The 24,506-nt window shown below is 71.8% G+C and carries 19 protein-coding genes; 9 read left to right on the top strand and 10 right to left on the bottom strand.

Features of this window, described 5'->3' with window-relative positions; translation table 11 throughout:
• Positions 1 to 236: 236 nt before the first annotated feature.
• On the top strand, positions 237 to 2,549 hold the full coding sequence (locus AC068B_RS28725; RefSeq protein ID WP_478674532.1) for a hypothetical protein: 2,313 nt from the start codon (positions 237 to 239) through the stop codon (positions 2,547 to 2,549).
• On the opposite strand, the gene AC068B_RS28720 is transcribed toward AC068B_RS28725, so the two are convergent.
• Positions 2,531 to 5,758 carry a helix-turn-helix transcriptional regulator gene (locus AC068B_RS28720; protein ID WP_478674742.1) on the bottom strand — a complete coding sequence of 1,076 codons (3,228 nt, stop codon included), beginning with the start codon at positions 5,756 to 5,758 and terminating at the stop codon, positions 2,531 to 2,533. The genes AC068B_RS28725 and AC068B_RS28720 overlap by 19 nt on opposite strands.
• A gap of 304 nt (positions 5,759 to 6,062) precedes the next feature.
• Between AC068B_RS28720 and AC068B_RS28715 the strand changes: the two genes are divergently transcribed.
• The 3 genes from AC068B_RS28715 to AC068B_RS28705 all read left to right on the top strand — a co-directional run bounded on the left by AC068B_RS28715 (position 6,063) and on the right by AC068B_RS28705 (position 7,907).
• The gene (locus AC068B_RS28715) at positions 6,063 to 6,275 is read left to right on the top strand and encodes an EF-hand domain-containing protein (RefSeq protein ID WP_468557276.1); all 213 of its coding nucleotides are present in this window, start codon (positions 6,063 to 6,065) and stop codon (positions 6,273 to 6,275) included.
• A 532-nt stretch (positions 6,276 to 6,807) separates the two neighbouring features.
• The gene (locus AC068B_RS28710; RefSeq protein ID WP_478674531.1) at positions 6,808 to 7,491 is read left to right on the top strand and encodes a TetR/AcrR family transcriptional regulator; all 684 of its coding nucleotides are present in this window, start codon (positions 6,808 to 6,810) and stop codon (positions 7,489 to 7,491) included.
• The gene (locus AC068B_RS28705; RefSeq protein WP_478674530.1) at positions 7,488 to 7,907 is read left to right on the top strand and encodes a Dabb family protein; all 420 of its coding nucleotides are present in this window, start codon (positions 7,488 to 7,490) and stop codon (positions 7,905 to 7,907) included. Before AC068B_RS28710 ends, AC068B_RS28705 begins: the two co-directional genes overlap by 4 nt.
• 34 nt (positions 7,908 to 7,941) lie before the next feature.
• On the opposite strand, the gene AC068B_RS28700 is transcribed toward AC068B_RS28705, so the two are convergent.
• Positions 7,942 to 8,772, bottom strand: coding sequence for a helix-turn-helix transcriptional regulator (locus tag AC068B_RS28700; RefSeq protein WP_478674529.1), 831 nt, complete (start codon positions 8,770 to 8,772; stop codon positions 7,942 to 7,944).
• Between the two features lie 120 nt (positions 8,773 to 8,892).
• On the opposite strand from AC068B_RS28700, the gene AC068B_RS28695 reads away from it, so the two are divergent.
• Positions 8,893 to 9,954: an aldo/keto reductase gene (locus AC068B_RS28695; RefSeq protein WP_478674528.1), complete on the top strand. Its 1,062-nt coding sequence runs from the start codon at positions 8,893 to 8,895 to the stop codon at positions 9,952 to 9,954.
• A gap of 26 nt (positions 9,955 to 9,980) precedes the next feature.
• On the opposite strand, the gene bla is transcribed toward AC068B_RS28695, so the two are convergent.
• Positions 9,981 to 10,967, bottom strand: coding sequence for a class A beta-lactamase (bla, locus tag AC068B_RS28690; protein ID WP_478674527.1), 987 nt, complete (start codon positions 10,965 to 10,967; stop codon positions 9,981 to 9,983).
• Positions 10,968 to 11,134: 167 nt separating this feature from the next.
• Here bla and AC068B_RS28685 point away from each other — a divergent pair, with 167 nt between their 5' ends.
• Positions 11,135 to 11,794, top strand: a complete 660-nt coding sequence (locus tag AC068B_RS28685; protein ID WP_478674526.1) for an NADPH-dependent F420 reductase — start codon at positions 11,135 to 11,137, stop codon at positions 11,792 to 11,794.
• A 286-nt stretch (positions 11,795 to 12,080) separates the two neighbouring features.
• On the opposite strand, the gene AC068B_RS28680 is transcribed toward AC068B_RS28685, so the two are convergent.
• The 7 genes from AC068B_RS28680 to AC068B_RS28650 form a co-directional block, all read right to left on the bottom strand.
• Positions 12,081 to 12,635 (bottom strand): glycoside hydrolase family 25 protein, encoded by a 555-nt coding sequence (locus AC068B_RS28680; RefSeq protein ID WP_478674525.1) that lies wholly within the window; start codon positions 12,633 to 12,635, stop codon positions 12,081 to 12,083.
• Between the two features lie 90 nt (positions 12,636 to 12,725).
• Positions 12,726 to 13,991, bottom strand: coding sequence for a YncE family protein (locus AC068B_RS28675; RefSeq protein WP_478674524.1), 1,266 nt, complete (start codon positions 13,989 to 13,991; stop codon positions 12,726 to 12,728).
• The gene (locus AC068B_RS28670; protein WP_478674523.1) at positions 13,991 to 14,779 is read right to left on the bottom strand and encodes a polysaccharide deacetylase family protein; all 789 of its coding nucleotides are present in this window, start codon (positions 14,777 to 14,779) and stop codon (positions 13,991 to 13,993) included. Before AC068B_RS28670 ends, AC068B_RS28675 begins: the two co-directional genes overlap by 1 nt.
• A gap of 410 nt (positions 14,780 to 15,189) precedes the next feature.
• Positions 15,190 to 15,798, bottom strand: a complete 609-nt coding sequence (locus AC068B_RS28665) for an ATP-binding protein (RefSeq protein WP_478674741.1) — start codon at positions 15,796 to 15,798, stop codon at positions 15,190 to 15,192.
• Positions 15,799 to 15,966: 168 nt separating this feature from the next.
• Positions 15,967 to 16,734: an enoyl-CoA hydratase/isomerase family protein gene (locus AC068B_RS28660; RefSeq protein WP_478674522.1), complete on the bottom strand. Its 768-nt coding sequence runs from the start codon at positions 16,732 to 16,734 to the stop codon at positions 15,967 to 15,969.
• Positions 16,735 to 16,822: 88 nt separating this feature from the next.
• The gene (locus tag AC068B_RS28655; RefSeq protein ID WP_478674521.1) at positions 16,823 to 18,058 is read right to left on the bottom strand and encodes a L,D-transpeptidase; all 1,236 of its coding nucleotides are present in this window, start codon (positions 18,056 to 18,058) and stop codon (positions 16,823 to 16,825) included.
• A gap of 223 nt (positions 18,059 to 18,281) precedes the next feature.
• A complete protein-coding gene (locus AC068B_RS28650) occupies positions 18,282 to 19,493 on the bottom strand; it encodes a L,D-transpeptidase (protein WP_478674520.1) in 1,212 nt (403 codons plus the stop codon).
• 154 nt (positions 19,494 to 19,647) lie between these two features.
• Here AC068B_RS28650 and glgX point away from each other — a divergent pair, with 154 nt between their 5' ends.
• The 3 genes from glgX to AC068B_RS28635 all read left to right on the top strand — a co-directional run bounded on the left by glgX (position 19,648) and on the right by AC068B_RS28635 (position 24,505).
• Entirely contained in the window at positions 19,648 to 21,945 is a 2,298-nt protein-coding gene (glgX, locus tag AC068B_RS28645; RefSeq protein WP_478674519.1) for a glycogen debranching protein GlgX, read from the top strand.
• 87 nt (positions 21,946 to 22,032) lie between these two features.
• Positions 22,033 to 22,986 (top strand): LysR family transcriptional regulator, encoded by a 954-nt coding sequence (locus AC068B_RS28640; protein WP_478674518.1) that lies wholly within the window; start codon positions 22,033 to 22,035, stop codon positions 22,984 to 22,986.
• A gap of 106 nt (positions 22,987 to 23,092) precedes the next feature.
• Positions 23,093 to 24,505, top strand: coding sequence for a carbohydrate-binding protein (locus AC068B_RS28635; RefSeq protein ID WP_478674517.1), 1,413 nt, complete (start codon positions 23,093 to 23,095; stop codon positions 24,503 to 24,505).
• Position 24,506 lies beyond the last annotated feature (1 nt).

Below are 24,506 nucleotides of genomic sequence, written 5' to 3'. Positions count from 1 at the left end.
CCAGCTTGCCCGAACGCCGCCGACGATGTCGGCCGTCCGCTCGCCTTCTCTCCCTGGCTGGTTTGCGTAGCCGATTGCGTAGTTCTACGGATGCCGGGGGCCGCCCGGATTTGAGAGGGTGAACCAGGATGTATGCGCATCCATGGCGCGTACGCAGGGCCATGGTGGAGCCGTGACCTGCTCCCCGTGCCGCATCCGCACCTCACCCGGACCGTCCCGAACTAGGAACACACCACATGGGCCCGCAGGGCGCGATCAGGAACCTCCACGCCCGCCCCCGCCACGAGATCCTGGCCGACATCCACCGGCTGGACGCCGAGCCGTACGGCAGGGCGCGCGGCGCCCGCGCCGAAGCGCTCGCCGACGAGGCCGCCGCCACCGGCGACCGCCCGCTGCTCGTGGCGGCGCTGACCCTCCTCGTCCACTCGTACAGTTTCGGCGCCGAGTGCGCCAGGACGTTCGAGCCCTTCGCGCGGCTGCTGCGCCTGTACGACGAGCACCCGGCGGACTTCGGCGAGGACGACGTCCGCCGGGTGCACTGGATGTTCAAGTGGGTGGTGACCGACGCGCGGCAGCAGCCCGACGTCCCGCTCGCCGAGGCCGAGGAGTGGCTGACCCGGATGCGGCGCCGCTACCGCGCCGCGGGGTACTCCGAACGGGCCGTGCACGTCAGCGAGTTCAGGCTCGCCCGGCATCTGGGCGACACGGCCCGCGCCGCCCGCGCGTACTCCGCGTGGACGGCGGCCGCGCGGGACGACATGGCCGACTGCCTCGCCTGCGAGTACGCGACGCAGGGCCTGCGCCAGCTGGACCTCGGCGACGACCGGGCGGCCCTGGAGGGGTGGGAGCCCGTCCTCGGCGGCACCCACAGCTGTCACCGCGAGCCGCACGAGACCCTCGCCCGGTCCCTGCTGCCCCTGGTGCGCGAGGACCGCACGGCCGAGGCCCGCACCCACCACCTGCGCGGCTACCGGATGGCGCGCTCCGACGAGGCGTTCGGGCCCGTCATCGGGCTGCACGTCGAGTTCTGCGCGCTCACCGGCAACGAGCCGCGCGGCCTGCGGATCCTCGCCGAGCAGAGCCGGCGCTGGGCCGAGACGGGCGACCCGCTCGACCACCTGGAGTGGCTGGGGAGCGCGGCGCTGCTGATGCGCCGCCTGGTGGAGACGGGGCACGGCGAGCGCCCGGTGCCGGGGCCGCCGGGCGGCACGTGGACCGCGGCGACCCTCCTCGACCACGCCCGGGACACGGCCCTGGACCTGGCGGGCCGCTTCGACCGCCGCAACGGCACCACGGCGGTCTCCGACCGCGCCCGAGCACGCATGGCCGCACACCCCCTCGTCGACGAACTGCCGTTGGGGATCCGTCCGTACGAGGCACCGCCGAAGCCACCGACTCGCCTGCGGCCGCAACCCCTTGACGGAGCGTCACACTTCGCAGCCCTCGACCGGCTCTCGCCGCCCGAACAGGCCCGCCTGTGCCTGACCCTCGCCCAGTCCCTGCCTCCCGCCGACGACGGGACCGGCCCGCAGGCGGAACGGCTCCTGATCGACGCCGCGCGCTTCGCCGACCTGCCCGGCGGGAGCCCGCACCTCGGCGCGCTGGCCCGGCTGCGGCTCGGCGGGCTCTACTGCGAGGCGGGCCGCCACGAGGATGCCGCGGCCGTCCTGGAGGGCGTACTGCCCGACCTCGGGGACGCCCACGAAGCCGACGACCGCGCACAGGCCCACACCTGGCTCGCCCGCAGCTACCTCCGACTGGAGGAACCCCGCCTGGCGGCCGAGCAGTTCACCCTCGCCGCCGACCTCGCGCGGGACTCCTCCGACGGACCGTACGAGGCGTCCCTCACCCAGCGGGCCGCGCAGGCACTGAGCCTGGCCGGACTGCGCGCGGAGGCCGCACGCGCCTACGAACGGGCCGAGGGACTGTGGCGCGCACTCGGCGAGCACGGCGCCCTGGTCCGCACGCTGCGGGCGCGGGCCTGGGAGACCCTGTACGCGGAGGGACCGGCCGCGGCCGACGCGGTCATGGCCGAGGCCCTCGCCACCAACCGGCGCCGCGCCGAGGAGGCGGAGCAGGACCCGGAGCGCACGGAGCTCTGCGTCGAACTGGGCCGCACCCACGTCCAGTTGGGGCGCCTTGCGATGGAGCAAGCCGACGGTCCGCCGCTCGCCGAGCGGGGCACCCATGACCAGTACACCGCCAACGTACGCGCCTTCGAGGCCGCCCTCGGACACGCGGAACGGGCCATCGAGGCACTGCGGGCCTGCGGCGGCCCCGGCCTCGCCGACCTGCACCCCATCGAACTTCTCGCCGCACGCCTGGCGTTCGTGCTCGGACGACGCGAGGAGGCGGCGGACCGGGCCCGCCGCCTGAGCACCGCCGTACGCGAACGCCCCGACCCCGACGGCACGTTGGCCACCCTCGCCGAGGAATGCGACCTCCTCGCCGGGTCGGGCGGTGCTGTGCCGCGCGCCCCCGCCCCGCTACGGAAGCCCGACGACCCCGCCCCGGGCCCGGGCCCGGCCCCTCACTCGCACGAGGGCTGACCGGGCCCGGGTCCGGGTCCGGTGGCGCAGCGCGTCACCAGGGAGGCCAGAGCCGCGCGTGAGGCCACGCCCGTCTTGCGGTAGATGCGGCCGACATGGCTCTCTACCGTGCGCGTGCTGAGGCAGAGCCGTTCGGCTACGGCCTGGTTGGTGAGCCCCTCGGCTACCAGCCAGGAGATCTCACGCTCACGCGGCGTCAGGGCCACGAACGGGTCCGCCGGTACCGGCGGGGCGTCGGCGCGCGAACCCGGCGCGGTCGAGGCGGGTGTCGGGAGGTGTGGCGCGGGGGCCGCGAGCGGGGCGGGCGGGCGGGTCGTCGGCGTGCCGGTCCGCGCGGAGGAGGGCCACTGACCGACGGGGCCTCCGTCCGCCCGACCCTCTTCCCTGCGGCGCCGACCCGCGTACTCCTGACCGGCCCCGCCTTGGTCCCGCCGCCCCCGGCCCGCACGGGCCGCCACGTCGAGGAGCAGGCGCGCCCCGCCCGTCTCGGCGAGGCGGCGGCCCCGGCGGGCCATCGCGGCGGCCCGGGCGCCGTCCCCCGTGGCGGCCACGAAGGGCGCGCCGAGCAGCAGGCTCTGCGCCTCCCGCAGCACCGCCCCGGCCCGCCCGCACTCGCGCGCCGCCTCGGTGAACGCCCTTGCCGCGGCGGCCTGTTCACCGCGCTGCGCCGCGACAAGACCGGCGCTGCGCAGCGCCGCGCCCCGCTGGACGGGCAGGCCGAGCCGGTCCGCGTCGGCGAGCGCGCGGGCCGCCCAGCGCTCCGCGTCCAGGACGTCCCCGGTGGCCAGCGCCGAAGCGACGAGCAGCTCGAAGAAGTTGGGCCGCATCGAGGGCTGCACCCGGGACAGGTCGCAGTCGCCGCCCGCGTCCAGCAGGACGTCCCGCACGCGGTACGGATCACCGGCGCCCAGAGCCGCGTACGCGAGCAGGCACCGGGACACCGTCGCCCACCAGCCGTCCACCGTCCCCACGGTGGCGGCCGCCTCCTCGGCCGCGGCCAGCACGTCCGGGTCGCCCGCCGGGCGCGCCTGCATCAGGATCATGGCGCGGACGCCGCGGCTGAAGCCGAGGAGCTCGCGACCGCCGAGGGCGCCCGCGACCGCCACGGACTCGTCGGCCCACTCCAGGGCCTCGACCACGCGTCCCGTCGTGAGGCGGGCGTACGCGCCGATGAGCAGCAGCTGCGACAGCGCGAAGGGGCGGCCGGTGCGCCGGGATATGTCGACGCCGCGTTCGGCGTGGCGCAGCGCGGCGGCGCAGTCGTCGAGGAACACCTCGCTCCACGCGAGGCGCACCAGGGACTCGCACTGTCCCGCGAGGTCGGCGTCGGTCGTCGCGTCGGTGAGCGCGGCGGCCTCGGCGGCGTGCCCGCGCGCCGTGGCGATCTCCCCCTCGTACGCCTCCCCCAGCGCGGACAGCGTCAGGACCTCCGCGACGCCGAGCTCGTCACCGCGCTCCCGGGCGTCGGCCAGGGCCTGCGCCAGCTCGTCGCGTACTTCGGGGTAGCGGTTGGCGAACAGGGCGCGGGCGCCCCACTCGACGACGAGGCCGGTGCGCTGGGCGGGCGGCGGCCCCGGCCGCCGGTCGAGTTCGCGGCGGAGCAGGGCGCCCGCCGCCGCGTACCGCCCCAGATGACGCTCCATGAAGGCGCACTGCACGACGGCGGACGTGCGCAGCGCGTCCCCGCCCGCCGGGTCGGGGCGGTGTGCCGCGATCAGCCGGTGGAGGAGGTCCCTGCTCTCCATGACGGCACCGGTCATGCCGAGCGCAGTCGCCCGCCTGAGCATCAACTCGCTGCGGGTGTCGCTGTGTTCGGGTGTCTCGGGCAGGACGCGGAGGACCGCGCCGAGGAGCCGGGCGCAGACCGCGGGGGCGGTGGCGGCCGCCTGCTCGGCGGCCTCCGTCAGGATCGCGGCCGCCTTGGGGTCCCAGCGGGACAGGGACTCCTCGACGTGGTGGGCGCGGTCGGCGAGGGGCGCGCCGGTCCTGGTGAGTTCGGCGGCGGCCGCGCGGTGCAGCTCGTGGCGGCGCCAGGGGTCGACGGCGTCGCGCAGCCGGGCGCGCAGGAGCGGGTGGCGAGGGGCGAGGCAGCGGGCCCGCCGGTCCGGCCTGAGCAGGTCGCGGTGGAGCAACTCGCGCAGCGCCGTGATGAGTTCACCCCGGTCGGCTCCGGTGACGGCAGCGATCAGATCGGTGTTCGCGTGCTCGCCCAGCACCGCGACGGCCTCCACGGCGGCGCGCTCCAGGGGGGTCAGTGACGCGAGCTCGTCGAGGAGCGGCACCGCGTGGTCCCCGCGGAGGAGGGCGAGGAAGTACAGCGGGTTTCCCTCGCTCGCCTCGTACAGCTCCGCGGCCCGCTCGCGCGGCGAACCGACGACGAGCCGCCCGTCACCCGCCTCGCCCGGTCCTGCCGCCCCTGCTGCTCCTGCCGCCCCAGCCATCCCTGCCGCCTCGGCCGCCGCTGCCAGCTCGCCCAGCTCCCGCCTGCCGAGCGGGCCGAGCGCGGTCCGCAGTACGGCCCCGGAGTCGCGTCCCCGCAGGAGTGCGGCGGACAGCGCGGACGAGGACTGCCGCTCGCGCCGGGCGACGGCCAGCAGGAAGGGGGCGCGCACGGGGTGGCGTACGAGGTGGTCGAGGAGCTCGACGGTCGTCTCGTCCGCCCAGTGCAGATCGTCGAGGACGACGACGAGGCCCCGCCCGCCCAGACCGCCGAGCGCCTCCGCGGTGTCCCGGCACAGGCCGAACAGATCCCCGGCCGCGTCCGCGGCCCCGTCGCCCCGCACGGCCGCGGGCAGCCCGGCCAGCGAGGGGAACGCGCTCCGTGCGCGGGGGTCCAGCTCGGTGAAGGCGTCGGTGAACGGCCGCAGCGGATGCTCCCGCACCCGCTCCGACGCCCTCCCCCGCAGCACGGTCACGCCCCGGGCCCGGGCCATCGCCCCGAACTCGGCGAGCAGTCTGGTCTTGCCGATCCCCGGGTCCCCGACGACGTCGATGACGGTGGCGAGGGCTGGGACTGGGACTGGGGTCGGGACTGGGGTTGGGACTGAGGCGGAGGCTGGGGCTGTGTCAACGTCCGCGCCCGCCGCGCCCGCCGCGCCCATCGCGCCCATCGCGCCCATGTTCTCCAGGAGCGCTTCGAGGCGGCCGAGTTCAGCGGCCCTGCCCACGAACGGCGCCCGCTGCGTCTGCCCCGCCGAGCCTCCGGCCATCTCCACCACGTCCCGTCCCCACGTACCCACGTCCCCACAGGAGACTCGCGGCCCCCTCGGTGACGTTGTACCGCACCGGTCCCGTGCGCGACGCGGCCCCGGATCTCAGTTCGCGCACAAGAAACGGAAGAAGATCTCGGTTCGGACACGACGCCCGCGAGGAACGGAACCTCCGCCCCCGCCACCGGCCGGATCTCCCTGGCGCGGCGGAAGCGCTGGCCATGGGCGTACGCCTTGTCAGTCGGTCCCGGAACGGCCGTTACCCTAACCCCCGTCAGTAGTGCACCAAGAAGGGGTGGATCCGGTGGCGGACATCGAGGAAGCGCGCAAGACGTTCGAGCAGTTCGACGCGGACGGCGACGGCTTCATCACGGCGGCGGAGTGGAAGAGCGCCATGGCCAAGATGGGCGACTTCTACCAGACCGAGGCGGTGGCCGAGGCCGTGATCGCCGCGAAGGACAGCAACGCGGACAAGCGTCTCTCCTTCGACGAGTTCTGGGCGAGCCTGAACAAGTAGTCGACGCGGGAAGGGCCCGGCACACCTGGTGTGCCGGGCCCTTCTCACGTCTTCCGCCTTCCGCCTCCCGGGCCGCGTGCTCAGGCCTCGCGGACGGCATCGATGTCGGAGAAGTCGACCATGGGGTCGACGCCCTGCGCGTACAGGTTCAGGGCGAGGGTCACCAGGTCGACGTTGCCGGTCCGCTCGTACGCGCCGAGGACGCGGCGCGGGTGGCGCAGGCCGAACTCCAGTCGACGCTGCGCCTGCCGCTCTCCCGTGACCGCGCCGAGGACCCTGCCGATTCGGCGCGGAGGGTGCCGACCCGCTCGTCGTAGCGGGCCGACATCCTCCGCGGCAGAGCGGAACGCCGAGAACGGTCAGCGCTGCCGCGAAGCGCACCGAGACGTCGATGACGTCGATGGCCTCGCGTTCGAGGTGATCCGAACCGCCGGTTTCGAGGCGCCAGGCACCGCCGACCATGACGGCTTGACAGGTTCGGGAGCGCGCACAACACTAACGGTGTTAGCTTTTCTAACGCCGTTAGGAGTTCATGGTGGGGAAGCGGGAAGAGGTACGTCAGCGGACGTTCGCCGAGATCCTGGAGACAGCGGGCCGGATGGCCGAGGCCGAGGGCTGGCGGGCGGTGACGATCCGGCGGATCGCCGCCGAGATCGGCTACAGCGCACCGGTGATCTACCAGCACTTCCCGAGCAAGGACGCCGTACTGCACACGCTGCTGGAGCGGGTCAACGGCGAGTTGGCGGAGCGGATGCGGGCCGCGGTGGCCGGTGAACCGGCCGCACAGGGACCGCACTTGGCGGCGGCGGCGTACCTGGAGTTCGCCCGGTCACGGCCCGGCCTGTACCAGCTCATGTCGGGCGCACCGGGCACGGACGTCGACGCCTCCACCCGCCGCGCCGCCGCAGCCGACGTGATCACCTTCACCAGGCAGCTCATCGGCGCGTGGGCGGCCGAGACCGCGGCAAGGATCGCGGCCGAGCCTGCCGGTGTCGAGGACGCCTGCGACCTGCTGTGGGGCACGCTGCACGGCCTCGCGTGCATCGGATCGATCGACGACATCGGCTTTGACCGCGCCCTGCGCCTCGCCGACCAGGGAGTGACAGCGCTGCTCGACTCCTGGTCATCCGCGACCGCGAATCCCGAAGCCCGCCCGCAGACCACCACCCGCCCCCAGACCTCCATCCGCACGCAGACCACCGAGGGAGAGAAATGATCTACCACCACAACCGCTTCACCTTCAAGACGACCGTCACCGCCGAACAGCGCGAGGAGGCCCTCGCCAGCCTGCGCAACCAGGGCGAGTCGATCGATGCGGTCGCACGGTACGTCGTCGGCAGGGACATCGGCGGCGAGTTCGAGTACGGCGCCGTCTTCGTCATCGAGGACCTCGACGGCTACTGGGAGTACCTGATGGCGCCCTCACACGCCCACACCGACCGGATCGGTCTGCCGCTGCTGGAGTCCTTCGTCTCCTACGACACCACCGACAGCGACGACCCCGACATAGCCCAGAGGATCGCCGACCTGCATACGCGACGCTACGCGGGCGACCCGGCCCTCACCAAGCTGGTGGCCGACCTCCCCTCCTACACCGGCAGCAGCGCGCCGACCCCCACCAACTCCGGCTGACGGAGCGCACGGCGGACGAACAGGCTCCTCGGCATCACCGTGGGCGCAACCGGTCCAGTGCCGACTGGCTCTCGTCGTCCGCGGCGCGGTAGATCACCAACAGCTGGTCCGGATCCTGAAGTGGCATGAGCACTTCGAAATGTACGGAGACCACCCCGACGTCGGGATGCCGCAGCACCTTGTGCCCGCGGCCGTTGACCTTGACGTCCCGCTCTCCCCAGAAGTGCGCGAACTCCTCGTCACGGATGGTGAATTCGGCGATGCGGTCGGCCAGCTCCCGGTCCTCGGGATGCGCGGCCCACGCCGCGCGCAGGTGGGCGACCCCCTCCCGTACGACGCGTTCGCGGTCGACGTAGAAGTCGCGCATGCCCGGATGCATCAGGCACAGCCACATCGCATTGCGCTGCGGCTGGGGCAGCGTGTCGAAATCCAGGAGCAGACGCGCTATTTCGCCGTTCCAGGCCAGGATGTCGTAGCGGTGGTTCATCAGCATGGCGGGCAACGGCGACAGGTCGGCGACCAGCCGGGCCAGCTGTGGCGGCGCGGTGGTGGCGGACTTGCCGACGTTGCGGGGGCGTTGCCGGGCCAGGTCGAAGAGGTAGGTGCGTTCGTCGGGGGTCAGGCGCAGCGCTTGGGACAGCGCCTCCACCACGTCCGCCGAGGGCCGCAGCCCGCGGCCCTGTTCGAGGCGCACGACGTAGTCGATGCTGACCCCGGCCAGTTCGGCGACCTCTTCGCGGCGCAGGCCCGGGGTCCGCCGGGGCTTCCGGCGCGAAGCCAGACCGAAATCCTGCGGATCCAGGCGCTCGCGCCGGGTCCGCAGGAAGGCGGCAAGCTCCTGTGTGGCGTCCACGGTGCTGGTCATCGCGTTCGATGCTACTGCCAGGGTAGGACCGGCTTTCCCAGGAACTTCTCTCCCTTACCCCCGGCTCGCGGCAGTCACAGGCTTGGTTCCGGCAACGGATCACAAGCACAGGAGGACACGATGTCGCTCACTCTGGACACCTACCGGCTGCTGGGCCGCTCCGGGCTGCGGGTCTCACCGCTGGCGCTGGGCGCGGCGACCTTCGGCACCGAGTGGGGCTGGGGCGCCGAGCGGGACGAGGCGCGCAAGCTGTTCGACCTCTACGTCGAGCGCGGTGGCAACTTCATCGACACCGCAAGCACCTACACCAACGGCAGCTCCGAGCGGCTGCTGGGCGAGTTCACCCGCGGAAGCCGCGAAAGCCTGGCGCTTGCGACGAAGTTCTCGACGCTGCGCAGGCCCGGCGATCCGAATTCCGGGGGAAATCACCGCAAGGCCCTGTTCGGCTCGGTGGAGGACAGTCTGCGCAGGCTGCACACCGACTATCTGGACCTGCTCTATCTGCACGTGTGGGATGCCATGACGCCGGTCGAGGAGATCCTGCGCGCCATGGATGATCTGGTCCGCCAGGGCAAGGTCCTGTACGTCGGGATCTGCAACGTCCCGGCCTGGCAGGTGTCGCGCATGCAGGCGATCGCCGATCTGCGCGGCTGGTCACCGCTGGTCGCGCTGCAGACCGAGTACAACCTGATCGAACGTACCGGGGAGCGTGACCTGATCCCCATGGCACGCGAGATGGGACTGGGCGTGGTCCCGTTCTCACCGCTGGCCGGCGGGGTGCTCACCGGCAAGTACCGCCGCGACGACCTGACCGCGACACAGGCCGGGGCCGACGGCACCCGCAAGGAGTTCAACGTAGCCAATGGCGCGCTCACCGAGCGCAACCTCGCCATCGCGGACGTCGTGAAGGAAATCGCCGCGGAGCAGGGCAGGACCCCCGGCCAGGTCGGGCTGGCGTGGCCCCTGCAGAACCCGGGCGTGACGGCACCGATCATCGGCGCCCGCACCCCCGCGCAGCTGGCGGACAATCTGGGCGCCCTGGAAGTCGAATTCCCCGCCTCCCAACTGGCCCGCCTCGAAGGGGCCAGCGCGATCGGGCTGGGCTCCCCGCACGACCTCCTCGCCAGCGACAGGGGCCGCGCGTTCAACAGCGGCGACCTGAAGATCGAGCCGCGCCGCTGAGACCCGTCCGAGCGTAAAGGTGGTGTCTAGGCCAGCTCGGCCACGATCAGTTCCGTGGCCTCCGCGATGAAGGCGTTCACGGGTGGCGCGTCGCGGCCCGGGCGGTCCGTCATGACGGCCAGTACGAGGGGGTCGGCGTCCGGGGGCCAGAGCACGGCGATGTCGTTGGCCCGGCCCCAGTTGCCCGTGCCGGTCTTGTCCGCCACCCGCCATCCCTGGCTCTTGCCCTTGCCCTGGTCCTTGCCCTGGTCCTTGCCCTTGGGGAGTCCCGCCCTGATCCTCCGCTCGCCCACCTCCGTGGCGTTGCGCAGGAGCCAGTCCTCCAGGAGGGCGCGCTTCTCGGCAGGCAGCGCGTCGCCGAGGACGAGAGCGCGGTAGTCGGCGGCGACGGCCCGTGGCGTGGTCGTGTCGCGCGGGTCCTTCGGGCGTACGTCGTTCAGTTCGGGCTCGTAGTGGTCCATGCGGCTGGTCTTGTCCCCGAGTCCGCGCAGGTAGGCGGTCAACCGCGCCGGGCCGCCGATCTCACGCATCAGCAGGTTGCCCGCGGTGCCGTCGCTGTACCGGACGGCGGCGTCGCACAGCTCCCGGAGCGTCATGCCGGTCGCGATGTGCTTCTCGGTGACGGGCGAGATGGAGTCGACGTCGGCGGCGGTGTAGGTGACGCGCTCGTCCAGGCGGTCGAGCGGACGGTGGTGCAGGACAGCCGCCGCGGCGAGCGTCTTGAAGGTGGAGCAGAACGCGAAGCGCTCGTCCGCGCGGTGGGTGAGGGTGGCTCCGGTGCCGGTCGCCAGGGCGTGGACGCCGAGGCGGCCGCCGTGCTTTCGCTCCAGCGCGGCGAAACGGGAGGCGAGGCGGGAAGCGGGGCGTGAGCTGTCCGGCGCAGGGTCCGGGGCGGAGCGTGTGGCGGAGCGCCCGGAGCCGGGCCGGTCGTCCGTGCCGCACGCGGCGAGCGGCAGGAGCGCCGCGGCCATCAGGAGGGCGCGGCGGGGCGGACCGGACTGCTCGATGCTCATCGACCACTGCTCGCTTCACTCGATGGACGCGTCGCCGCGGCTGTTCCGGCGTACCCGCACCCTACAAACAGAACAGTTGGTCGACCTTGGTGCGCGATCCGGAATACCCTCGCCGTTCCGGAGGTTGCCTCCGTTAAGACAGCGGAACACTGGAAGGGCAGTCAGTCATGAAGATCGGCATCATCGGCGCGGGCAACATCGGCGGCAACCTCACCCGCCGCCTCACCGCCATCGGCCACGACGTCTCCGTCGCGAACTCGCGCGGCCCGCACACCCTGACCGCCCTCGCCGAGGAGACCGGCGCGAAGCCCGTCACCGTCGCGGAGGCCGCGCTCGGTGCGGAGGTCGTCGTCGTGACCATCCCGCTCAAGGCCGTCCCCGGCCTGCCCGCGGGCTTCCTCGACGGCGCGGCGGAGAACGTCGCCGTCATCGACACCGGCAACTACTACCCGCAGCAGCGCGACGGAAAGATCGCCGAGATCGAGGACGGCCTGACGGAGAGCCGCTGGACGGAGCGGCAGATCGGCCACCCCGTCATCAAGGCCTTCAACGGCACGTACGCCCAGGACATCCTCGACAAGCCCCTGCCGAAGGGCGCCCCCGGCCGCGTCGCCCTGCCCGTGTCCGGCGACGACGAGGCCGCCAAGAAGACCGTGCGCGACCTGATCGACGAGATGGGCTTTGACACCGTGGACAACGGCGGCCAGGACGACTCCTGGCGCCAGCAGCCCGGAACTCCCGTGTACGGCAACGCCGGCGGGACGGACGAGATCCGCAAGGCGCTGGACGCGGCGTCCCGGGAGCGTACGGCGGAGTGGCGCGCCTGAGCACCTGACAGCCCCTAGGACGTGGCCGACTCCCGCAGCACATCCTCGCCGCCGGAGTCGGCCACGCCCTTGTCCCGGTCACGCGGCGAGGCGGACCCACCCGAGGTCACCCCGCGACCCCACCCTCCCCGTACAGCCGCGCCGAGTCATCCACATGCGCGAGCCTCCGCATGGTACGAAGCACTCCCACTTCACCTGCGTACATTCGACCTGCTGAACACCTACATCACCGACCCACCCGCGCGGCGGCTCCGCGAGGAACCACCGCCGGGCATGAGGTGAGCGGTCAAGCGGACGTCGCCCACTCCCGCAGCGCGTTCTCGCTCGCGAAGGCGGCCACGTTCTTGTCCAGCGGCGTCGACGTGTGCTGGTGGATCTTCCACTTCGCCTGGATGCGCGGCTTGCCCGCCGTCACGTAGTCGGCGATCCACAGTCCATCGCCCGCGTAGGACGTGTCATCACGGTTCAACCAGAAATCTCGATTCGCGTACAACATGACCCGGTGCGAGGGCCTCAGTCGCTTTACCTCACGAATGAACCGGTCTTTCTCCGCATTCGACGCGGCCGTGTGCTCCCCCGTCCACTCCCAGTCCGCCGCCAGCAAGTCACCCGCCTTTTCGGGCGCCTTGCTCACGAAATACTCCGCCTGTGCCTTGATGTTGCCCGGCCACAGGAAGTGGTAGAAGCCGACCACGCAGCCGCCGTCGCGGGCGCGCTTCGTCTGGGCGGACAGTTTCGGGTTGATGTACGAACGGCCCTCCGTCGCCTTTATGAAGACGAAGGAGAGGCCGTCCGTGTCGAAGTTCGACTGGTGCGAGCTGACATCGATGCCACGGATCACGGGCGCCTCCAGAGTGGGCGGAAGGCAGGTATCTGAACTGCCCGTCTGGTGCCCGCTGTCGGCTGTGGCCAACCGTCAACCATCAACCGTTCAACGGAAGATTCCGGTGTGCCCGAGCGAATACCGGCCCGGCTGGGGATAGACCGCGAGGCCGTGCGGACCGTTGCCGACCGGGATGCGGGCCAGCTGCACTCCGGTCCGGGTGTCGATGGCGTAGACCTCGGAGTCGTAACGTCCGGAAAGCCAGAGGGTGTTGCCGTCCGCCGAGACGCCGCCCATGTCGGGGCTGCCGCCCTGCGGGAGCTTCCACTTCTTGGTGAGTTTGTTCTTCGGGAAGTCGAAGACGGAGATGGTGCCCTCGCCGCGGTTGGAGACGTACATCTCCTTGGAGTCGCGGCTGACGTACAGGCCGTGGCAGCCCTTGCCGGTGGGCAGCAGCTTCGGTGTCGTGAACTTGTCGCCGTCCAGGACCCACATGCCGTGCGCCATCATGTCGGCGATGTAGAAGGTCTTGCCGTCGGGGGACATCTTCACGTCCTGCGGCATCGCTCCCTTGAAGGGGATCTTCTGCTGGCCGACGACCTCCATCTTCTCCGTGTCGACCTTGAGGAGTTCGCCGGAGAACTCGCAGGACACGATGAAGTAGCGGCCGTCCATGGAGAAGTCGGCGTGGTTGACGCCCGCGCAGGTGACGGGGACGGTCTTGACGCGGTTCATGGTCTTCGGGTCGCGGAAGACGAGCTCGCGGTCCATGGAGGCCATCACGATGGCGTGCTTGCCGTTCGGCGTGAAGTAGAGGTTGTACGGGTCGGAGACCTCGACGGTCCGGCCGGTCTTGCCGGTGACGGGGTCGATGGCGGTGAGGCTGTCGCCGAGGTCGTTGTTGACCCAGAGCGTCTTCAAGTCCCAGGAGGGGACGACGTGCTGCGGCTGGTTGCCGACCTTGATGGTCTCGACGACCTCGAACTTCTTGGGGTCGATGACCGACACCGTGTTGGAGCCGGTGTTGGGGACGTACACCCGCGGCAGGAACTTCTTGGCCACGGGCTGGAGGGCGTTGGGCCGGTCGGCGGCGTAGACGTCCTTCGGGTCGAGGACGGGCGGCATGCCGGGCAGGCCGGGTGCCGCCTTCGGCTTGGCGGGCTTGCGGACGCCCTCGGTGCCGAGCGCTTCGTTGGCGCGCTCGTCGGTGCCGCAGCCCGCGAGGACGGCGAGGGCGGCACCCGCGACGAGCACGGCCGTGGTGCGCTTGGTGAGGTTGAGCCGGGAGGTCGCCGACCGCGGGGCCCGGGTGGGGATCGGTCCTGGATTCGGGCCGGGGTTCGAGCCCGGGATCTCGTTCGGGTTCAGGGACATCAGGTCAGCAGCTCCGTGGTCGTGACCGCGCGCAGGCCGCGGCGTTCCAGTTCGGTCAGGACGGCGGGCAGCGCGGCGACCGTGTCCGCGTACCCGAAGTGCAGGCTCACCACGGATCCCGCGCGGATCTCACCGGCGACGGTGCGGGTGACGGCCGGGGCGCCCGGCGACGTGAAGTCGAGGGAGTCGACGTCGTACGAGAGGACGTGCGGGTAGCCCGCGCGGCGGGCGAGCCGCTCGACGAGGGGGCTCGCCGTCGGGGTGCGCGAGGGGCGGAACCAGGTGCCGACGGAGCCGGTGAGGCGGCGCAGGCGGTCCGCGCAGCCGGTGATCTCGGCGTAGGCGTCGGCCTCGGACATGGCGTTGATGTCGAGGTGGTGATGGGTGTGGTTGCCCAGGTCGTGGCCGCCGTCGAGGATGCGGCGCGCCAGGTCGGGGTGGTCGTCGAGCCAGCTGCCGACCGCGAGCACGGTGACGTGGGCTCCGGCCTTCTCCGCCTGGGCGAGCAGGGCCTTCGCGGTCGCCGGGTCGCCCTGGCCGTGGAAGGTGAGGGCGACCTGGGGGCGGGTGCGGGGGCCGTGGGTGATCTGGGCGGGCTGGCCGGGGAAGCGGCGGGGTGCGGGGGCGGCGGCCGGGGCGGGCCGGGCCGGGCGGGGGGTCGTGGCGGCGGGCGGGCGGTCGCGTGCGGGGGCGGCGGGGCCGGTGGCGGCGCACCCGGTGGTGAGTGCGCCCGCGGCGACCAGTCCGGCGCCCGCGCGCAGGACTCTGCGGCGGTCGGTCTCGATCACCCGACCATTTAATGGGGTAAACGTGGAAAAGGTGCTGATTGCCTGCTTTGGGGCCGCCACGGGTCGGGGGGTCCGGGGGCCGAGATCACTCCCTCGCCCCTTGCTTATCGCCTGTCACAGCGTCCACTTAACCAGCGTTTACCAGGCAGGTGTCCCATCTCACCAAGGATTCACCTCTAAACTGTCATGATTTGCCCACGTATGGACGGATAGAGGCTTTTGGATCAGTCGCGCCCGTCTGCCATAGTCGGGGACACGACCCCCATTGACCCGGGCTCAGGTCGTCATCAGCGGCTGTGGATCACACCCCAATATCCACGGCGCTTCACGAAGGCCCCCTTCGCGCCGACCACGGCCGCCGGGGGCTTTCGCGTATCCACACCGGATCACCCTCCGGACCCCCCGCCTGCTCAGCGGTCGGCGGCCCGCATCTCGAACCACGTCGTCTTGCCGCGCGGCAGCAGGTCGACGCCCCACCGGTCGGACAGCTTGTCGACGAGGAAGAGGCCGCGGCCGCTCAGGTCCATCTCGCCGACGGGCAGCAGACAGGGCAGTCCGCGCGACGGATCGCGGACCTCCACCCGGATCCAGCCGCGCCGCCGCTGCATGCGCAGGCCGAAGACGCGGGCGCCGGTGTGCCGCACGGCGTTCCCGACGAGTTCGGAGACGAGGAGGACGACGTCCTCGGTGAGCTTCGGGGAGAGTCCCCAGTGGCGCAGGACGACGACCTGGGCGAGGCGGCGCGCGATGGCGGCGGACTCCGGGCGCGACGGCAGCGGAACCTCCGCGTCCGTGGGATTGCCGAACAACTCGAGCGCCTTCAGCGCATGTTCGTCCTCAACCGCCGGCGACCAGCGCGCCGCGGTCGCACTGCCGTGCCGCCGCGGCCGTTCGTCACCCTCCAGCCCCGCCATGCCCCCATCATGGCCGCCCAGCGCACTCTCTGTGGCCGTTCCGGCGGAATAGGCCCCCCGGAACCAACCATTCCGGGGGACCTCTTTGGCATATGCCGGTGGCAGTTAAGGGCCGCTGGAGCTGCTGTGACCTGCGATGACTTCCCGCTCATACATGATCACTTACAGCTCCGGAACAGTCTCGCTTAAGCCTCCGTTAAGTCGGCCATAATCCGCTCCTTCGGGGGACGCCGATGCTGACGTACGTTCAACAGCGCGCCCGGGGAGCTCAGTTCAGACGAACTTGGCCTTGCCGGGCCCCTCCTCGACGAAGCTCCGCATGCCCCGCTCGCGGTCCTCGGTCGCGAACAGACCCGCGAACCAGGTCCGTTCGATGGCGAGGCCGGTGTCGAGGTCCGTCTCCAGGCCCGCGTCGATGGACTCCTTGGCGGCGCGCAGCGCGATGGCCGGGCCCTTCGCCAGCCGCGCGGCCCACGCGTGCGCCTGCTCGTACACCTCGGCGGCGGGCACGACGCGGTCCACCAGGCCGATGGTGAGTGCCTCCTCGGCCTTCACGTGACGGCCGGTGAAGATGAGGTCCTTGGCCTTGGACGGGCCGACGAGGCGGGCCAGGCGCTGGGTGCCGCCCGCGCCGGGGATGACGCCGAGCAGGATCTCCGGCTGGCCGAGCTTGGCGTTGTCCGCGGCGATGCGGAAGTCGGCGCAGAGCGCAAGCTCGCAACCGCCGCCCAGCGCGTAGCCGGTGACGGCGGCGACGACGGGCTTGGGGATGCGCGCCACGGCGGTGAAGGACTCCTGGAGAGCCCCGGAGCGCACGATCATGGCCGCGTGGTCCATGTCCTGCATCTCCTTGATGTCCGCGCCCGCCGCGAACACCTTCTCCCCGCCGTAGATCACCACGGCGCGCACGTCGTCGCGCCGGGCCGCCTCCTCGGCGAGCTCCTTGAGGCGGTCCTGGGTGGCGATGTCCAGGGCGTTCATCGGGGGACGGTCGAGGCGGATCGTGCCGACGCCTTCGGCGACTTCGAGGGTTGCAGTCATGGCAGCAGGTTAACGGGGACTAACGCACCGGGGCCCGGTGCACTTGGTCACAGTGCGCCGGGCCCCGTACGGGAAGTGGGGGTGGGGCCTATGCCTTCCACTTCTCCCACGACATGTTCCAGCCGTTGTAGCCGTTCTCGGGCTGGATCTTCTTGTCCGCGGAGTTCTTCACGACGACGAGGTCGCCGATCATCGAGTTGCCGAAGAACCAGCCCGCGGGCGTCTCCTTGCTGTAGCCGCCGCGCACGTCGCTCAGGCCTATGCAGCCGTGGCTGGCGTTGGTGTTGCCGAAGGCGCCGCCCGACCAGTAGTTGCCGTGGATGAACGTGCCGGAGGTCGACAGGCGCATGGCGTGCGGGACGTCCTTGATGTCGTACTCGCCGCCGAAGCCGACGGTCTCGCCGTTCATCCGGGTCACCTGCAGCTTCTCGCTGATGACCATCTCGCCGTTGTACGTGGTGGTGCCGGGGGCGCCCGCCGTGATCGGGATCTTCTTGATCTGCTTGCCGTCGCGGACGACCTTCATCTGGTGCGTCTTGACGTCGACGGTGGAGACCTGGCTGCGGCCGATGGTGAACTTCAGGGTCTTGGCCTGCTTGCCGTAGACCCCCGGGCGGCCCTCGACGCCGTCGAGGTTGAGCTTGACGGTGACCTTCGTCCCGGCCTTCCAGTACTTCTCCGGGCGGAAGTCCAGGCGGTCGTTGCCGAACCAGTGGCCCTCGACCGGCACCGACGGCTCGGTCTTGATCTCGATGGCCTTCTCGACCGCTTCCGGGTCGGTGATGCCGCGCGTGAAGTTGACCGAGAACGGCATTCCCACGCCGACCTTCGAGCCGTCCTCCGGATTGAACTGGCCGACGAAGGTGTTCTTCGGCGTCAGCGTCGTGAAGACGGAGTCCTTGGCGGAGGCACGGCCGTCGGAGTCCTTCGCCACCGCGTGGACCTTGTACTTCGTGGCGGCCGCGAGGTGGTGGGCGGGCGTCCAGCTGGCCCCACCCGAAGTGATCTTGCCGGGGACCGGGTTGCCCTTGCTGTCCTCGACCTTGACCTCGGAAAGCTTGCCCTTGTCGGCGCCTATCTTCAGTGCGCCGCTGGTCGCCACCGCGTCCGCGCCGTCCTTGGGGGCTATCGAGACGACGGCCGCCGAGGGGGCGTTCTTGTCCGCCCCGCCCTTGCCGTCGCCGCCCGAGTCCGAGCCGCCTCCGCATGCCGCGACGAACAGCAGCGTCGCCCCCGACACCACCGCCGTTGCCGTTCTGGCGCCCCGCCGTCGCGCGCGCAGACGCGCGCCAACCGACGTCCCCGATATCGGTCGCCCGTTCAAGATGTCGTCTCCCCTCGCCGAGCCCGGACTGGTCCAGGCCCGCACCCCAGTGCACCTGCGCGTTTCGGACACGCGCCAGCGATAGATAACCACACCGTTCCCGGCGAACAGTCCCCGCCAATGTCACTGTTCAGTTCCAACTGCCCAGGGGCGCGGGCAGACCATGATCACCTGGTGGTCCACCGCCGGTCACCCGGTGACCACCTGGCGATCACCTGGGGGATCAGCCGGACTTCACCCAGTCCTTCCACTCCATGTTCCAACCGCTGAGGCCGTTGTCAGGAGCGACTTTCTTGTCATTGCTGTTGATGACCTCGACGACGTCCCCGATGAGGCTCCGGTCGAAGAACCAGCCCGCGGGCGTCTGTGAGCTGCCGCCCTTCACATCGCGCAGGCCCACACAGCCATGGCTGACATTCGTGTTGCCGGGAGCGTCCGGGGACCAGTAGTTGCCGTGCAGGAACGTGCCGGAGGTCGTCAGGCGCATCGCGTGCGGCACGTCCGGGATGTCGTACTCCCCGCCGAAGCCGACGGTGCGGCTGTTCATGCGGGTCACCTCCAGCATCTCCGACACCACCATCTTCCCGTTGTACGTGGTGGTCTTGGGGGCGCCCGCGGTGATCGGCACGGTGGAGAGCAGCTCGCCGTCCCTGCGCACCTCCATGGTGTGCTCGGCGGCGTCGACCAGGGACTCCTGGTGGCGGCCGACCGTGAACGCGAAGCTCTTGTCCTGGAGGCCGTACACGCCGCGGTCGGCCTCGACGTCGCGCAGCCGCAGGCCGACGGTGACCTTGGTGCCGGGCTTCCAGTACTTCTCGGGGCGGAAGTCCACACGGCTCTTGCCGAACCAGTGCGGGCGGATCTCGACGTCCGGGTGGGCGGTGACGTGGATGGCGCGCTGCACGGCCGCGCGGTTCTCGATCTCCCGGTTGAACTCCAGGGAGACGATCATGCCGGTGCCGACGGTGGCGCGGTTCTCCGGTGTCACGTATCCGATAAAGCGCTCGTCGGGGACGTAGGTACGGAAGGTGGTGTGCCGGGCCGAGCGGCGGCCGTGGCCGTCCATGGCGACGGCGTCGACCTTGTACGTGGCGGCGAGCGCCAGCGGGCCCCGGTCGATCGGCCGCCAGGTCATGCCGTCCTCGTCGATGCGGCCCGGCACGTCGAACTCCTGCGCGTCCTGCGTCCGGACCACCTTCACCGACTCCAGACGGCCGTCGGGGACCTCGACCTCGATGCGTTCGTCCGCCCTGATCCCCTTGCTGTCGTCGTCGGGCGTCACCCGGATCGCGTCCGCCGGGGAGCGCGGCTTCCCCATGAACCCGTCGACCCCGCCGGAGGAGCAGCCCGCCGCCCCGGCCAGCAGCCCTGCCCATGTCAGTACCGCGGCCAGCGCCGCCCCTGCGCGCCGTGCGCGCCTCGCATCCTGTCTCACGTGGGTCCCAACGACCGTCCCCCTGCCGGGGAAACGTGAGTGCGACGCGCACGGTGGGCAGAACCATGGGGAGGACGACGTATGGGGAGCCGCGGCCGGGACGCCGCACGCCCTTCTTCGCGCGTCGACCGACGGAGCCGCAGGAGGCCGACAGGTGTCGAGCGCACCCGAGCAAGGGGCAGTGCAGCAGGCGCGGGCGATGGGGCGCGGCACGACGGAGCGGCCCGCCCCGACGGTGAACGGGAACGGAAGGGCGGCGCCCCGTGCGGCACCGGCCCGGCCCGTGTGGCCGGGGGCGCCGACACCGCTGGGGGCCCGCTTCCGGGTGGGGCCGGACGGGGTGGCGGGCACCAACTTCGCGCTGTGGGCGGGCGGGGCGGAGGCGGTGGAGCTCTGTCTGTTCGACGCCGGGCAGGTGGAGACGCGCTGCCCGCTGACCGAGCTGACGCACGAGATCTGGCACGGCTTCGTGCCGGGCGTGCGGCCGGGGCAGCGGTACGGATACCGCGTGCACGGCCGCTGGGACCCGTGGACGGGGGCCCGCTGGAATCCGGCGAAGCTGCTCCTCGATCCGTATGCGCGCGCGGTGGACGGCGGCCCGGGACATGACTACGGACGGCTGCCCGCCGAGGTGTACGGACATGTGCGCGACTGGCCCCAGCAGCACGTGGCGGACACGGTCCGCGACGACCGGGACTCGGCGCCATTCGTCCCCAAGGGCGTGGTGGTGCACGACGACGCGCCGGACGACGAGTGGACCGACGACCGCAGGCCGAAGACGCCGTGGGCGGACTCGGTCATCTACGAACTGCACGTGCGCGGCTTCACGAAGCTGCATCCGGGGGTCCCGGAGGAACTGCGCGGTACGTACGCGGGGTTGGCGCACCCGGCCGCGCTCGACCATCTCGTACGTCTGGGAGTGACGGCGGTCGAGCTGTTGCCGGTGCACCAGTTCGCGCACGAGGACCATCTGCTGCGGCGGGACCTGCGCAACTACTGGGGCTACAACTCGATCGGCTACTTCGCCCCGCACGCGGCCTATGCGGCGTCCGGGACGCGGGGCGAGCAGGTCGGCGAGTTCAAGCGGATGGTGCGGGCGCTGCACGAGGCCGGGATCGAGGTGATCCTCGACGTGGTCTACAACCACACGGCGGAGGCCGGGGAGCTCGGCCCGATGCTGTCCCTGAAGGGCATCGACAACCGCGGCTACTACCGGCTGCAGCAGAACGACGCACGGCGGTACGCGGACTACACGGGCTGCGGGAACACGCTGCAGGTGGTCCAGCCGCACGTGCTGCGCCTGATCACCGACTCGCTGCGGTACTGGGTGTCGGAGATGGGGGTGGACGGGTTCCGTTTCGATCTGGCGGCGGCGCTCGCCCGCTCCTTCCACGACGTCGACATGCTCTCGCCGTTCCTCGCGGTGATCGCGCAGGATCCGGTCCTGCGGCGCGTGAAGCTGATCGCCGAGCCGTGGGACGTGGGGTCCGGGGGCTATCAGGTGGGGGCGTTCCCGCCGCTGTGGACGGAGTGGAACGACCGCTACCGGGGCGCGGTGCGGGACTTCTGGCGGGGTGCGCTGCCGGACGTACGCGATCTGGGGTACCGGCTCTCGGGGTCGAGCGATCTGTACGCGTGGGGCGGGCGCAGGCCGTACGCGTCGGTGAACTTCGTGACGGCGCACGACGGTTTCACGCTGCGGGACCTCGTCAGTTACGGGCGCAAGCACAACGAGGCCAACGGGGAGGGAAACCGGGACGGCACGGACGACAACCGGTCCTGGAACTGCGGCACCGAGGGCGAGACGGACGACGCGGACGTCACGGCGCTGCGGCGGCGCCAGCTGCGCAACCTGATGACGACGCTGCTGCTCTCCACCGGTGTGCCGATGCTGGTCGCGGGCGACGAGATGGGCCGTACGCAGCGCGGCTCGAACAACGCGTACTGCCAGGACAACGAGATCAGCTGGGTCGACTGGGGGCTGCGGGAGGAGCCCGGCTGGCGGGAGCTGTTCGCGCTGACGTCCCGCCTGATCGGGCTGCGGCTGCGGCATCCGGTCCTGCGCAGGCGGGCGTTCTTCTCCGGGCGTGCGCACTCCGCGGACGGACTGCGGGACCTGGCGTGGTTCACGGCGGACGGCAGGGAGATGACGGAGGCGGACTGGTACGCGCCCGCGGCGACGCTCGGCATGTATCTGTCGGGGCGGGACATACCCGGCCGGGACGCGCTGGGCATGCCGATCGTCGACGAGAGTTTCCTCGCGGTGCTGCACGCGGACGGGGAGCCGGTGACGTTCGTGCTGCCGGGTCCGCCGTGGGCCGAGGCGTACGAGGTCGTGGTGGACACGTCCCTGGAGGACCAGAGCGCCGCGCCCGGCACGGTGCACGGGGCGGGTGAGGCGGTGACGGTGGCGGGGCGGTCGGTGGTGCTGCTGAGGGTGACCGGTAACTGACGGCGGCGCCGTGGCGGTCCCCGAATGCGCAGTCTTGGTCCGGACCTGAGTCTTGCCCCGGCCCTTGGGTGACCCCAAGCTCACCTTATGGACCTGGAGTTGCGGCACCTCAAGACGATCCGGGCGATCGCCGACGCGGGCAGCCTGACCAAGGCCGCCACCGCGCTCGGGCTGGCCCAGCCCGCCCTGAGCGCGCAGTTGAAGAGGATCGAGCGCGCCCTGGGGGGTGAGCTCTTCGAGCGCGGGCGGCACGGTGTGCGGGCCACCGCGCTCGGCGAGTTCGTGCTCGCGCGGGCCCGGGTGGTCCTGCCCGCGGTGAGCGGGCTTCGGGAGGAGGCCCAGCAGTTCGTGCGGGCGTGGGAGGGCGGGGCGGGGTTCCGGCTCGGCGGCATCCACGGGCCGCTGCTCGGCGCGCTGGTGGACCGGCTCGCCGCGGCGTACCCGGGGGTGCCGGTGACGACGCACACCTCCTGGTCGGAGCGGGACATCGCGTCGCGTACCGCGGAGGGCAGCCTCGACTTCGCGCTCGTCGGCACGTGTGGGCCGAGCGCGCCGCCGGAGAACGAGCTCCTGGTGTGGCGCGAGGTGGCCCGCGACCCCGTCTTCGTCATGCTGCCGACCGACCATCCGCTGGCCGGTCTTCAGGAGATCGACCTGGGGCAGCTCGCGGAGGAGGCGTGGACGGACGTGCCGGGCGACGGCTGTTTCGCGGACTGCTTCTCTGCGGCGTGCGCGCGGGCGGGGTTCACGCCGTCGCGCGTGTACGAGACGGATGTGGCGTCGTGCGTGCATCTGGTGCAGGTGGGGCGGGCGGTGGGGCTCTGCCGGGCGACGTTCCCGCCGACGCCGGGCCTGGTGACAAGGCCGCTCGCGGGGGCGCCGCTGTACTGGCGGCATCTGCTCGGCTGGCACCCGGCGGCACCGGCCCACGACACGGCGGCGGCGGTCCTCGCCCAGGCCCGTGCGGCCCACACGGAGGCGGCGGCCCGCAGCGACAGCTACACGGCCTGGCTGTCGGCCCCGTCGCCGCCGGCCCTGTGACCATAACGTCGCCACCCGGGGTCGAATGACAGCTGGGTGGGGGCTGTTGAGGCTTCTACCGTGTGGGCGATCCCCGCTCGTCCTTGGCAGATCGAGGAGACCTCGTATGCTCCCCACCCATCACAGACGTGTCGCCGCCGCGTGTGCCGCGGTCGCCGCGGCAGGTGCGCTGGTCTTCGCCGGGCTGCCCGGCGCCGCGTCCGCTTCCCCCTCCGCTTCCTCCGCTTCCTCCGCTTCCTCCGCTTCCTCCGCTTCCCCCACCTCCCCCCGGCTCTCCCCCGCCGAGAGCGCCGCCGTCGACAAGACCTCTCCCGGAGTCTTGAAGGCCATGCAGCGCGACCTCGGCCTCACGTCGGCGCAGGCCGAGGCCCGTCTGGTCAACGAGGCCGAGGCCGGCGCCGTCGCGGGAGCCCTGCACAACGCGCTCGGCCGTGACTTCGCGGGCGCCTGGGTGCACGGCGCCACCTCCGCGGGGCTCACCGTGGCGACCACCGACTCCGGCGACGTGCCCGCGATCGAGGCGCGGGGCGCGCGGGCCGCGGTCGTCGATCACTCGGTCGCTCAACTGGACGCGGCCAAGGCCCGCCTGGACCGTGCGGCACGCAGGGCGGCGCCGCGTGAGGCGCCCGTCTGGTACGTCGACGTGCGCTCCAACGCGGTCGTGGTGCGGGCCCTGAGGAACAGCGCAGCGAAGTCACTCGTCTCGGCGTCGGGTGTGGACGCCTCCCTCATACGCGTGGAAAGGAGCGCGGAGCGGCCGCGTCCGCTGTACGACCTCGTGGGCGGCGAGGCGTACTACATGGGCGGCGGCCGCTGTTCCATCGGCTTCCCGATCACCAGGGGCACCCAGCAGGGCTTCGCCACGGCGGGGCACTGCGGACGTGCGGGCACGGCGACCAGTGGGTACAACCAGGTGGCCCAGGGCACGTTCCAGGCCTCCATCTTCCCCGGCAACGACATGGCCTGGGTCGCCACGAACACGCAGTGGACCGCCACCCCGTACGTGAAGGGCCAGGGCGGCCAGCGGGTCGGCGTCGGGGGCTCGACCCAGTCCCCGGTGGGTGCGTCGATCTGCAGGTCGGGCTCCACTACGGGGTGGCACTGCGGCACGATCTCGCAGCACAACACCAGCGTCACCTATCCCGAGGGCACCATCAGCGGGGTGACCAGGACGACGGTCTGCGCGGAGCCCGGCGACTCGGGCGGCTCCTTCATCTCCGGGAGCCAGGCACAGGGCGTCACCTCGGGCGGTTCGGGCAACTGCTCGAGCGGCGGCACGACCTACCACCAGCCCATCAACCCGCTCCTGCAGCAGTTCGGTCTGACGCTGAAGACCACGGGCGGCGGCGACCCGGGCCCCGGCGACCCCGAGCCGGGCGGCACCTGGGCGGCGGGCAAGGTGTACGCCGCGGGCGACACGGTCACCTACGGCGGCTCCACGTACCGCTGCCTCCAGGGCCACCAGGCGCAGCCCGGCTGGGAGCCGCCGAGCACTCCGGCGCTCTGGCAGCAGGCGTAGC

This window comes from Streptomyces sp. NPDC042371 (assembly GCF_056437465.1).
This window is presented reverse-complemented; position numbering and strand designations above follow the sequence as displayed.